Below are 12,487 nucleotides of genomic sequence, written 5' to 3' on the forward strand. Positions count from 1 at the left end.
CCCGGACACATCACAAGGAAGACCCCCGTGAACATCACTCCCGCACCCGAAGTGCCCGAGGCCGACGGCCGCCCCACCGCTGACGACCGTGGGCAGAGCGGATGCCGCCGCACCGGCACGGCCGAGCCGGCGACGGTGCCGCGCCAGCAGGGCGGGGGTCAGGCCGATCAGCACACCACCGCCCCCACGCTCGGCCCGCCCACGACAGCGAGAGCCGTCGAATACCTCGACCACCCGGATCCCCGCCGTGCCGCCGACGCGGCGGGCGTCGAGAATCTGCTCCGCTGCTGGGTACGGGAGAACAACCTCGACAGGCCCGACGGACACACCCTGCGCATCCCGCTGCATGCCAGCGGCACCGCACTGCTCGTCCCCGTCCGGTACTGGTCGGCCGGTGGCTGGCACCGCTTCGGTCCGCCCGCTCTGGAGGAAGCCCTGCGCGACGCGCCCGCCGCCGACGCCGTCACCGTCGCGGCCCTGCTCGGCAGGGAGGCGGGCCAGAGCGAAGGAGCCGACCTTGTCGGCCGGGTCGCCGACTCCGTACGACGCACCGCCGACTTCATCACCGACCGCCGCGCCCACCCCGAACCCGACCCCGGGGCCGGCCTCTTCCTCACCGCCGAGCAGTCGCTCCTGCTCGGCCACCCCCTGCACCCCGCACCCAAGAGCCGTGAAGGCCTCTCCGACACCGAAGCCGAGCTCTACTCACCGGAGCTGCGCGGCTCGTTCCCCCTGCACTGGATGGCCGTCGACCGGTCGGTCCTGGCCACCGAATCGGCCTGGACCGAACAGGGCCGCACCCTGCCGGCCGAACAGCTCACCGCGCGCCTCTGCGGAGACCTCCAACTCCCCGACCACACCGTTGCCTTGCCGCTCCACCCCTGGCAGGCACACGAACTCAAGCACCGACCCGCCGTCAGCGCCCTCCTGGACGCCGGTCTCCTTCACGACCTCGGGCCCAGTGGAGACCCCTGGCACCCCACATCCTCGGTCCGCACCGTGCACCGTCCCGGCGCCCCCGCCATGCTCAAGCTCTCCCTCGGCGTACGCATCACCAACTCCCGCCGAGAGAACCTCCGCAAAGAACTCCACCGCGGCGTGGAGGTCCACCGGCTCCTGCGCACCGGACTCGCCGAGCAGTGGCAGTCCGCACACCCCGGCTTCGACATCGTGCGAGACCCCGCCTGGCTCGCCGTCGACACCGCCGACGGCGAACCGGTGCCCGGACTCGACGTCATGCTGCGCCACAACCCCTTCGGCCCGGACGACGACGCCGTCTGCATCGCGGGACTGACCGCGCCCCGCCCCTGGCCGGGCCGCACCGGCATGCACTCACGCCTCGCCGACATCGTGGCGCGGCTCTCCGCGCGCACCGGCCGGCCCGCCGGAGCGGTCGCGGCCGAGTGGTTCCTGCGCTACCTCGACCGCGTCGTACGCCCGGTGCTCTGGCTGGACGCCACGGCGGGCATCGCCCTTGAAGCCCACCAGCAGAACACCCTGGTGATCCTCGACCCCGACGGCTGGCCCGTCGGCGGCCGCTACCGCGACAACCAGGGCTACTACTTCCGCGAGTCCCACCGCGCCGCACTGGAACGCCGCCTCCCCGGCATCGGCTCGGCCAGCGACACCTTCGTCTCCGACGAAGTCACCGACGAGCGGTTCGCCTACTACCTCGGCATCAACAACGTCTTCGGCCTGATCGGAGCCTTCGGCGCGCAGCGCCTGGCGGACGAGCGCGTACTCATCGCCGCATTCCGGCAGTTCCTCAGGGCGACCGTGGGCCTCGGCTCGCCCCTGCCCGCGCAGCTGCTCGAAGCCCCCACGCTCCGCTCCAAGGCCAATCTGCTCACCCGGCTGCGCGGCCTCGACGAGCTAGTCGGCCCCGTGGACACGCAGTCCGTCTACGTCACGATCACCAATCCGCTTCGTTCTTGAACGACACGACCGACCTGCGAGAGGAGAGCGCCGCTGTGCCCCCCACCGATGCGAGCACCGACACCGGAGCCGGTCCGACAGCCCAGCTCGGCTCAGGCGCCGAGGACACCTTGGAACTGCGCCTGCCCGAGGAACTCCTCGCGCTCTTCCGGGAGACCGAGCCGTCGGCCGACTCCGGCGAGGCGGGCGCCACGGCAACCGGTGATCTGCTCGGCACCCCCGCCGACTGGGGCCCTGCCGCCACCTCCGCCGGTTCCCTGCAGCTGGTCCCCGTACGCATCGAACGCGACGTGGTGCTCATCAGCCGCTGGATGAACGACCCCGCCGTGGCCGCCTTCTGGGAACTGGCGGGCCCCCACTCCGTCACCGCCGCCCACCTGCGCACCCAACTCGACGGAGACGGCCGCAGCGTCCCCTGCCTCGGCGTCCTCGACGGAATCCCCATGAGCTACTTCGAGATCTACCGCGCCGATCTCGACCCGCTCGCGCGGCACTATCCCGCCCGGCCCCATGACACCGGCATCCACATCCTCATCGGCGGCGTCGCCGACCGCGGCCGCGGTGTCGGCTCGACTCTCCTCAGAGCGGTGGCCGATCTTGTCCTCGACCATCGCCCCCGCTGCGCACGCGTCATCGCGGAACCCGATCTGCGCAACACCCCGTCCGTGTCCGCCTTCTTGAGTGCCGGCTTCCGCTTCTCCGCCGAAGTCGACCTCCCCGACAAGCGTGCTGCCCTCATGGTCCGCGATCGCGCGCTTCGCAACCTGCTGTGAACTACCCGCTGCCCGATCTGCACCGCTCGACATTCACACCGCTCGACCCGCATCGGTTCCACTCGAGGAGTCCTCGTGCCGAAGTCCTCTGCCGCCCACGACTCCGAACAGCCGCCCGCCATCCCGTTCACCCCGCCCGGTCTGACCTCGGGGGCCTGGAACCGGGCGGCCGGGCGCCTCCTCGCCAAAATGCTCGGGGAGTTCGCCTACGAAGAGATCATCGAGCCGGTCCCCGACCACGCGGCCCCTGCCTCCGCGTCCCCCGCCCGCTACACACTCGCGCTGGACGACGGCGGCAGCCTGTCCTTCCGGGCCCGGCGCGGAGCGTACGGAAGCTGGAGAGTCGATCCGGACTCCATCGAGCACGAGGGCCGGCCCTTCACCGACCCGCTCGCGTTCCTCGCCCGGGCCCGCGACCGGCTCGCCGTCGACGGCGCCACGCTCGGCCACCTCCTGCGCGAGCTGACCACGACCCTTGTCTGCGACACCGGACTCGACCACGACGCGCTCACCGCGGCGGAGCTCGCCGACCTCGGCTACGCCGAACTCGAAGGCCACCAGACCGGCCACCCCTGGATCGTCCTCAACAAGGGCCGCATCGGTTTCTCCGCCACGGACAGTGCCCGCTGGTCGCCCGAGTCCCGCCGACCCGCCCAGCTCCCCTGGATCGCGGTCAGCTCCGCTCTCGCCGCCTACCGGGGCATCTCCCGGCTGTCCCACCCCGAGGACCTGTACGCCCGTGAGCTGGACGCGTCCGTCCGTACCTCCTTCGCCGCCGTGCTGCGCGCCAGGGGCCTCGACCCGGACGCGTATCTCTATCTGCCCGTACACCCCTGGCAGTGGGACGAGGTACTCCTGCCTCTCTTCGCCCCCGCCATCGCGCAGGGAGCCATCGTTCCGCTCCCCACGGACGGTGATCGGCGGCTGCCGCAGCAGTCCATCCGCACCTTCGTGAACCTGGACCGCGCCGACCGGCACACCGTGAAGCTGCCGCTGTCCATCCTGAACACCCTGGTCTGGCGCGGCCTGCCCACCGAGCGGACCCTCGCCGCTCCCGCCGTGACCTCCTGGGTGTGCGGACTGCGCGACGCGGATCCGTTCCTGCGTGACGAGTGCGGTGTGATCCTGCTCGGCGAAGTCGCATCGGTCACCGTCGAGCACCCCCTGTACGACCACCTCCCCGAGGTGCCGTACCAGTACAAGGAACTCCTCGGCGCGATCTGGCGCGAGCCCCTGCAGCCGCGTCTCGCCCCCGGCGAGCGGGCGCGCACTCTCGCCTCGCTGCTGCACGTCGACCGCGAGGGCAGGTCGTTCACCGCCGAGCTCGTCTCCCGCTCCGGACTCGCTCCCGCCGTCTGGCTCCAGCGGCTCTTCTCCGCGCTGCTCCCGCCCCTGCTGCACTTCCTGTACCGCTACGGCACCGTCTTCTCACCGCACGGCGAGAACGCCATCGTCGTCCACGACGACCACGACGTCCCCGTCCGTCTGGCAATCAAGGACTTCGTCGACGACGTCAACATCAGCGCCCAGCCGCTCCCCGAGCACGACTCCATGCCCGACGACGTACGCAGGACGCTTCTCACCGAGGAGCCCGCCTTCCTGACGCAGTTCATCCACTCAGGGCTCTTCGTCGGCGTCTTCCGCTTCCTCGCACCCCTCTGCGAGGAGCAACTGGGTGTGCCGGAGGCGCAGTTCTTCTCGCTCGTACGGGCGGAGATCCTGCGCCATCAGGCCCGCTTCCCGCAGCTCAAGGAACGCTTCGAGACGTTCGACCTGCTCACGCCGGACATCGAGCGCCTCTGTCTCAACCGCAACCGACTGCATCTGGACGGCTACCGTGACCGCCCCGACCGTCCCCATGCCGCAGTCCACGGCACGGTCCCCAATCCGCTGAGTCCGGCGCGATGAGCCGATCCGGGATCGGGCTGTCAGTGGCGCGCCGTAGGGTGGACTGGCTATGACGAAGCCATCCCTCCCCGAGCTCCTCCATGCCGCCGTCACCGCCGTCGGCGGCGTGGAACGGCCAGGCCAGGTCACCATGGCCGAGGCCGTCGCCGAAGCGGTCGACCACAATTCCCATCTGCTTGTCCAGGCCGGCACCGGTACCGGAAAGTCGCTCGGCTATCTGGTGCCCGCCCTGGCACACGGCGAGAGGGTCGTGGTGGCCACGGCCACCCTGGCCCTGCAGCGGCAGCTCGTGGAGCGTGATCTTCCGCGAACGGTCGAGTCGCTGCACCCGCTGCTGCGCCGGCGGCCGGAGTTCGCCATGCTCAAGGGGCGTTCCAACTATCTGTGTCTGCACCGCCTCCACGAGGGCGTACCGCAGGAAGAGGACGACGGCCTCTTCGATCAGTTCGAGGCCGCCGCACCCACCAGCAAGCTCGGGCAGGATCTGCTCCGGATGCGCGACTGGGCCGACGAGACCGAGACCGGGGACCGCGACGACCTCACGCCCGGCGTCTCCGACCGTGCCTGGTCGCAGGTCTCCGTCTCGTCCCGGGAATGCCTCGGGGCGTCGAAGTGCGCATACGGCGCGGAGTGCTTCGCCGAGGCGGCCCGCGAGCGGGCGAAGCTGGCCGATGTCGTGGTCACGAACCACGCGCTTCTCGCGATCGACGCGATCGAGGGCGCCCCGGTGCTCCCGCAGCACGAGGTGCTGATCGTCGACGAGGCCCATGAGCTGGTCTCCCGGGTGACCGGTGTCGCGACCGGCGAGCTCACACCGGGCCAGGTCAACCGTGCCGTGCGCCGAGCCGCCAAGCTGGTCAACGAGAAGGCAGCGGATGCTCTGCAGACGGCGTCCGAGACCTTCGAGCGGGTGATGGAGCTCGCGCTCCCCGGCCGGCTCGAAGAGATCCCCGAGGATCTCGGATATGCGCTGATGGCACTGCGCGACGCGGCGCGCACGGTCATCTCGGCCCTCGGCAGCACCCGCGACAAATCCGTCCAGGACGAGGACGCCGTACGCAAGCAAGCGCTCGCCTCCGTCGAGAACATCCATGACGTCGCCGAGCGCATCACGCAGGGTTCCGAGTACGACGTCGTCTGGTTCGAGCGACACGATCGTTTCGGTGCGTCCCTGCGGGTGGCACCGCTGTCCGTCTCCGGTCTGCTGCGCGAGAAGCTCTTCGCTGAGCGCTCGGTGGTGCTGACCTCGGCCACGCTCAAGCTCGGCGGCGATTTCAACGGCGTCGGGGCCTCGCTCGGCCTGGCTCCCGAGGGCACTGCGGAAGCGGCCACGGGCGAAGGTGACGAGGTCACGAGCCCGCAGTGGAAGGGGCTCGACGTCGGCTCGCCCTTCGACTATCCGAAGCAGGGCATCCTCTACGTCGCGCGCCATCTGACGACGCCCGGCCGGGAGGGCTCCCGCGGCGACATGATGGACGAGCTCGCCGAGCTGGTGGAGGCGGCCGGCGGTCGTACGCTCGGTCTCTTCTCCTCGATGCGGGCCGCCCAGGCGGCCGCCGAGGAGCTGCGCGGCAGGCTCGAGAAGCCGATCCTGCTCCAGGGCGAGGAAACGCTGGGCGAGCTGATCAAGACCTTCGCCGGCGACCCGGAGACCTGTCTGTTCGGCACTCTCTCCTTGTGGCAGGGCGTGGATGTGCCGGGGGCCAGCTGTCAGCTCGTCGTGATGGACCGGATCCCGTTCCCACGCCCCGACGACCCGCTGATGAGCGCCCGGCAGAAGGCCGTGGAGGAGGCGGGCGGCAATGGCTTCATGGCCGTCGCCGCCACGCACGCAGCCCTGTTGATGGCCCAGGGCGCAGGCCGTCTCGTACGCGCGACGGGCGACCGGGGCGTCGTCGCCGTACTCGACCCGCGGCTGGCCAATGCCCGGTACGGCAGCTATCTGCGCGCCTCGCTGCCGGACTTCTGGTACACGACGGACCGTAACCAGGTGCGCCGATCGCTGGCCGCGATCGACTCCTCGGCCAAGGCGGACGGCAGGTAGGTCCAGCGACGGCAGGTAGGACAGTGACGGGGGCAATGACGGTGGGCAGGAACAACTGGGCCCCGGGACCGGCGCAGTGGGTCCCGGGGCCGGTCAGAGCCGACGGGCCTGTCACACCCGCCGCAGCACCGCCACCACCTTGCCGAGGATGGTTGCCTCATCACCCGGAATCGGCTGGTACGCCGCGTTGTGCGGGAGGAGCCACACATGGCCGTTCTCCCGCTTGAAGCGCTTGACCGTGGCCTCGCCGTCCAGCATCGCGGCCACGATGTCGCCGTTCTCCGCGACCGGCTGGCGGCGCACGGTCACCCAGTCGCCGTCGCAGATCGCGGCCTCGATCATCGAGTCGCCGACGACCTTGAGCACGAACAACTCGCCGTCACCCACAAGCTGGCGGGGCAGCGGGAAGACGTCCTCGACGGACTCTTCGGCGAGGATCGGGCCACCGGCCGCGATCCGGCCGACGAGCGGAACATACGAGGCGGCGGGCTTGCCGGTCGTGTCCGTCGGCTGCGTGCTGGGCTGGTCGGAGCCGCGCACCTCGTACGCCCTGGGGCGGTGCGGGTCCCGGCGCAGGAAGCCCTTGCGCTCCAGAGCCATGAGCTGGTGTGCCACGGAAGAAGTGCTGGACAGCCCGACCGCCTGGCCGATCTCACGCATCGACGGCGGGTATCCCCGACGCTGTACGGAGTCACGGATCACCTCGATGACGCGCCGCTGCCGATCCGTGAGACCGGAGCTGTCGGCTCGGATCCCTGGAGGTCGGCCGGGCAGCGAACGCGTGGGCTTGGGCCCCTCGGGTGTCGTGGCTGCGTCATTCATGGCATGCACCGGCTCGAATCGGTTCTGGGAGCGGTCCTGGGCAGTGATGGTGGCACTGTCTGCGGTGGTGGTCACGTCGGCCCCTCTCGAATGGTCTCCCTAGCTGGAACAACGGTAGTGGGTTTCGAAAGGTTGCGCCAAACACACGTTCGAGTGAAAAATCGCAGATTGCCTGACGTGAGCGTCTGGCTGGGTGTATGTGCGAACGATCGGGCCGTGAGGCAATGCGGGCCACGACGGTAACCTTCACCGCCGGCATGCGGTGGAGCGGGGTGTGGCGGGGTGATTCCCAGTCTTGCACTCGGGGGCCCGGAATCCACGGAGCCGCGCGATTCCCGTAACCTCGTGGCCGGTCCCGCCCGGCGTCCGCGCCACGTTTCCGCCCGTTCTGCGTCGGTCCCGGATGGTCCCGCGCCGCTTCGATGGCGCGGTGTCACCACCCGTACGCCTGCTGTGCACAGGCGCAGCCGCGCGACACGCGCTGAGGCTCGAAAATGCGACCAAACCCCAGATCTAGTGGTTGGATTGTGTCTGCAGCCTAGAAGTTGTGGTCCCTGGTCCTTCAAGACCACGGCCATCGCCTATGCTTGGGGCTGCTTCGAAGGGCTTCGACCGCCCTGTTGAGCCATTTCGTCGTGCAGTGAAGGAGGGGGTTGGGAGCCATGCACTGCCCCTTCTGCAGGCACCCCGACAGCCGTGTCGTCGACAGTCGCACCACCGACGACGGAACGTCGATCCGGCGTCGCCGGCAGTGTCCTGACTGCTCCCGCCGTTTCACGACGGTGGAAACCGCCTCGCTGATGGTGATCAAGCGCAGCGGCGTGACCGAGCCCTTCAGCCGTACGAAGGTCATCTCCGGCGTCCGCAAGGCATGCCAGGGGCGGCCGGTCACCGAGGACGCCCTCGCCAAGCTCGGCCAGCGGGTCGAGGAAGCGGTGCGCGCCACCGGCAGTGCCGAGCTGACCACCCACGACGTGGGTCTGGCCATACTCGGCCCCCTGCAGGAACTCGACCTCGTCGCGTACCTGCGCTTCGCGTCCGTGTACCGGGCTTTCGACTCACTCGAAGACTTCGAGGCCGCCATCGCGGAACTCCGCGAACAACGGCCTCCCGCAGAGAAATGCGGGAGCGGCGAGACCCTTGAGGTCCCCGTCCCCGCCACCGCCGCCGACTGAGCAACACCTGGCTGAGCGGATCGGCCCGCCCCTGTGGCCCGCCGATCGCCGGCAGAGCGGCAAGAGACCTGTCACGGGCGCTGTGCGCTGGCGCCCGAGGCATCAGACACAGAACTGTGCCACGGGAAGAACTGGGCACTTCAGGGCGTTTTTGCCCATGTATGGGAGGCGGCATGACAGAGACGACGAGCGGTCCGGCACGAGGGTCCCGCCCCAAGGGATCCAAGGCGAGCAAGGGCCTGCGCATCGAGCGAATCCACACCACCCCCGGCGTGCATCCGTACGACGAGGTGGTCTGGGAGCGCCGTGACGTCGTCATGACCAACTGGCGCGACGGCTCGGTCAATTTCGAGCAGCGTGGCGTCGAGTTCCCCGACTTCTGGTCGGTGAACGCGGTCAACATCGTCACCAGCAAGTACTTCCGCGGGGCCGTCGGCACCCCGCAGCGCGAGACCGGTCTGAAGCAGCTGATCGACCGGATCGTGAAGACGTACCGGAAGGCCGGCGAGGACTACAACTACTTCGCCTCGCCCGCCGACGCCGAGATTTTCGAGCACGAGCTGGCGTACGCCCTCCTGCACCAGATCTTCAGCTTCAACTCGCCGGTGTGGTTCAACGTCGGCACGCCCCAGCCGCAGCAGGTCTCCGCCTGCTTCATCCTGGCCGTCGACGACTCCATGGAGTCGATCCTCGACTGGTACAAGGAAGAGGGCATGATCTTCAAGGGCGGCTCCGGCGCCGGCCTGAACCTCTCCCGGATCCGTTCCTCCAAGGAACTGCTCTCCTCCGGCGGCAACGCCTCGGGTCCGGTCTCCTTCATGCGAGGCGCCGACGCGTCCGCGGGAACGATCAAGTCCGGCGGTGCCACGCGCCGCGCGGCCAAGATGGTGATCCTCGACGTCGACCACCCCGACATCGAGAACTTCATCGAGACCAAGGTCAAGGAAGAGGAGAAGATCCGCGCGCTGCGTGACGCGGGCTTCGACATGGACCTGGGCGGCGACGACATCACGTCCGTCCAGTACCAGAACGCCAACAACTCGGTCCGGGTGAACAACGAGTTCATGAAGGCCGTCGAGTCCGGCGGCAAGTTCGGGCTGCGCGCCCGGATGACCGGCGACGTCATCGAGGAGGTCGACGCCAAGTCGCTCTTCCGCAAGATGGCCGAGGCCGCCTGGGCCTGCGCCGACCCCGGCATCCAGTACGACGACACCATCAACCACTGGCACACGTGCCCCGAGTCCGGCCGGATCAACGGCTCGAACCCGTGCAGCGAGTACATGCACCTGGACAACACCTCGTGCAACCTTGCCTCGCTGAACCTCATGAAGTTCCTGAAGGACGACGGCGAGGGCCACCAGTCCTTCGAGATCGAGCGCTTCGCCAAGGTCGTCGAGCTGGTCATCACCGCGATGGACATCTCCATCTGCTTCGCGGACTTCCCCACGCAGAAGATCGGCGAGAACACCCGCGCCTTCCGCCAGCTGGGCATCGGCTACGCCAACCTCGGCGCCCTGCTGATGGCGACGGGCCACGCGTACGACTCGGACGGCGGGCGCGCGCTCGCCGGCGCCATCACCTCGCTGATGACGGGTACCTCGTACAAGCGCTCCGCCGAGCTCGCCGCGGTCGTCGGTCCGTACGACGGCTACGCCCGCAACGCCGCTCCGCACAAGCGCGTCATGAAGCAGCACGCCGACGCCAACGCCGTGGCCGTCCGCATGGACGACCTGGACACGCCGATCTGGGCCGCCGCCACGGAGGCCTGGCAGGACGTGGTCCGTCTCGGCGAGAAGAACGGCTTCCGTAACTCCCAGGCGTCCGTCATCGCTCCGACCGGCACCATCGGTCTCGCAATGTCCTGCGACACCACCGGCCTGGAGCCCGACCTCGCGCTGGTCAAGTTCAAGAAGCTGGTCGGCGGCGGCTCGATGCAGATCGTCAACGGCACGGTCCCGCAGGCGCTGCGCCGTCTCGGCTACCAGCCGGAGCAGATCGAGGCGATCGTCGCCCACATCGCCGAGCACGGCAATGTCGTCGACGCCCCCGGCCTGAAGACCGCGCACTACGAGGTCTTCGACTGCGCGATGGGCGAGCGCTCCATCTCCGCAATGGGTCACGTCCGCATGATGGCCGCCATCCAGCCGTGGATCTCGGGCGCGCTCTCCAAGACGGTCAACCTCCCGGAGACCGCCACGGTCGAGGACGTCGAAGAGGTCTACTTCGAGGCCTGGAAGATGGGCGTCAAGGCGCTCGCGATCTACCGCGACAACTGCAAGGTCGGCCAGCCTCTCTCCGCCAAGACCAAGGGCAACCAGAGCCCCGAAGCCACCGCAGCGGCAGAGAAGGCCGAGGGGACGATCCGGGCCGCGGTCGAGAAGGTCGTCGAGTACCGCCCCGTCCGCAAGCGCCTCCCCAAGGGCCGTCCGGGCATCACCACCTCCTTCACGGTGGGCGGCGCCGAGGGCTACATGACCGCCAACTCCTACCCGGACGACGGTCTCGGCGAGGTCTTCCTGAAGATGTCGAAGCAGGGCTCGACCCTCGCGGGCATGATGGATGCCTTCTCGATCGCCGTGTCGGTGGGTCTGCAGTACGGAGTGCCGCTGGAGACCTATGTCTCGAAGTTCACCAACATGCGCTTCGAGCCGGCCGGTATGACGGACGACCCGGACGTGCGGATGGCGCAGTCGATCGTCGACTACATCTTCCGCCGCCTGGCGCTGGACTTCCTGCCCTTCGAGACGCGCTCGGCGCTCGGCATCCACTCGGCCGAGGAGCGTCAGCGTCACCTGGAGACCGGTTCGTACGAGCCGTCCGACGAGGAGATGGACGTCGAGGGTCTCGCCCAGTCCGCCCCGCGCCAGCAGCAGGAGACGCTGAAGCCGGTCGCCGCCCCCAAGCTGGAAATCCCGGCTCCGAAGGAGGCGCACACGTCTGCGGAGCTCGTCGAGATGCAGATGGGCATCAGCGCGGACGCGCCGCTGTGCTTCTCCTGCGGGACGAAGATGCAGCGGGCCGGCTCCTGCTACATCTGCGAGGGCTGCGGCTCGACCAGCGGTTGCAGCTGACGGCACCGATTGAATGAGAGGGAGGGGCGCCCGGCCACCGTGCCGGGCGCCCCTCCCTTCCTCTTCTCAGCTGCCGATCAGCTGCCCATCAGGTCGACGAAGGCCTGAGGGTCGGCGTCGAATCCGCGGACGGTTTCGTGGAATTGCCACTCGCCCGCATCGCTCCGGACGAACTCGCCCACCACGGCCGCCGTGGATTCCAGGACGGCGGCGAAGTCGTTCTGGGCCAGCTCCGTGTGTCCTTCGAGGATGCGGACGAGGGTGTTCGCGATGTCGGAGAACACCCGGCGTCCGTCCCGCTGCTGGATGACCACACCCACGACGACGCGGCCGTACGTGGGCGCCAGCCGGTCGAACTCCAGCGTCATGACCTCGTCGGAGCCGAAGCCCTGACCGGTCTTGCTGTCCCTGGTCAGGATGATCGTGCCGTCCGGTGACCGGCTGTCGAAGTGGACGACGTACGCCGGTTCGCCATGTGGGGCCTCCGCCGGGTACGTCGCGGCGACGATGTCGAGATCATGCGCCGGCTCACCCAGGGGACTCGGATCCCACCGGAGGGTCACCTCAGCCTTCCGGACCCCCTTGTTGAGACTGCTCACCAGATTCCCCTTCCCCGTAACTGCCGGGAGTGTCACGTCGGTTGACCATGCTGTCACGGCTCGCTGCCCGAGAAGGGGTGGGTGCGCAGGGAGGCTGGGAGAGCTGCTGGTGGTGGACTCCGCCGGAGAGTGACCGGGGCCACGTTCCGCGCCGTACGAT

The 12,487-nt window shown here is 69.1% G+C and carries 8 protein-coding genes; 6 read left to right on the forward strand and 2 right to left on the reverse strand.

The features are described from left to right. Nucleotides 1-27: 27 nt before the first annotated feature. The 4 genes from OG741_RS29295 (at nt 28) to OG741_RS29310 (ending at nt 6,660) form a co-directional block, all read left to right on the forward strand. On the forward strand, nt 28-1,935 hold the full coding sequence (locus OG741_RS29295; RefSeq protein ID WP_405602833.1) for an IucA/IucC family protein: 1,908 nt from the start codon (nt 28-30) through the stop codon (nt 1,933-1,935). 35 nt (nt 1,936-1,970) lie between these two features. Beyond that, nucleotides 1,971-2,708 carry a GNAT family N-acetyltransferase gene (locus OG741_RS29300; protein ID WP_405605837.1) on the forward strand — a complete coding sequence of 246 codons (738 nt, stop codon included), beginning with the start codon at nt 1,971-1,973 and terminating at the stop codon, nt 2,706-2,708. Nucleotides 2,709-2,783: 75 nt separating this feature from the next. Next, entirely contained in the window at nt 2,784-4,616 is a 1,833-nt protein-coding gene (locus tag OG741_RS29305) for an IucA/IucC family protein (RefSeq protein ID WP_405602835.1), read from the forward strand. 49 nt (nt 4,617-4,665) lie between these two features. Next, nucleotides 4,666-6,660: an ATP-dependent DNA helicase gene (locus OG741_RS29310; protein ID WP_405602837.1), complete on the forward strand. Its 1,995-nt coding sequence runs from the start codon at nt 4,666-4,668 to the stop codon at nt 6,658-6,660. A gap of 111 nt (nt 6,661-6,771) precedes the next feature. Here OG741_RS29310 and lexA read toward each other — a convergent pair whose 3' ends face one another. Further along, on the reverse strand, nt 6,772-7,557 hold the full coding sequence (gene lexA, locus OG741_RS29315) for a transcriptional repressor LexA (RefSeq protein WP_142213283.1): 786 nt from the start codon (nt 7,555-7,557) through the stop codon (nt 6,772-6,774). A 587-nt stretch (nt 7,558-8,144) separates the two neighbouring features. Here lexA and nrdR point away from each other — a divergent pair. Further along, nucleotides 8,145-8,657: a transcriptional regulator NrdR gene (nrdR, locus tag OG741_RS29320; protein ID WP_266489153.1), complete on the forward strand. Its 513-nt coding sequence runs from the start codon at nt 8,145-8,147 to the stop codon at nt 8,655-8,657. A gap of 173 nt (nt 8,658-8,830) precedes the next feature. Next, nucleotides 8,831-11,728: a vitamin B12-dependent ribonucleotide reductase gene (locus tag OG741_RS29325; protein ID WP_405602840.1), complete on the forward strand. Its 2,898-nt coding sequence runs from the start codon at nt 8,831-8,833 to the stop codon at nt 11,726-11,728. A 77-nt stretch (nt 11,729-11,805) separates the two neighbouring features. Here OG741_RS29325 and OG741_RS29330 read toward each other — a convergent pair whose 3' ends face one another. Further along, nucleotides 11,806-12,327 (reverse strand): TerD family protein, encoded by a 522-nt coding sequence (locus OG741_RS29330; RefSeq protein ID WP_405602842.1) that lies wholly within the window; start codon nt 12,325-12,327, stop codon nt 11,806-11,808. Nucleotides 12,328-12,487: the final 160 nt, after the last annotated feature.

The organism is Streptomyces sp. NBC_01410, from assembly GCF_045040195.1.
Taxonomy (GTDB): Bacteria; Actinomycetota; Actinomycetes; order Streptomycetales; family Streptomycetaceae; genus Streptomyces.

Bases quoted from the DNA above. Each gene is read 5' to 3' on its own strand.
- nrdR (WP_266489153.1), top strand. From the start codon at position 8,145: ATGCACTGCCCCTTCTGCAGGCACCCCGACAGCCGTGTCGTCGACAGT.
- OG741_RS29310 (WP_405602837.1), top strand. From the start codon at position 4,666: ATGACGAAGCCATCCCTCCCCGAGCTCCTCCATGCCGCCGTCACCGCC.
- OG741_RS29325 (WP_405602840.1), top strand. From the start codon at position 8,831: ATGACAGAGACGACGAGCGGTCCGGCACGAGGGTCCCGCCCCAAGGGA.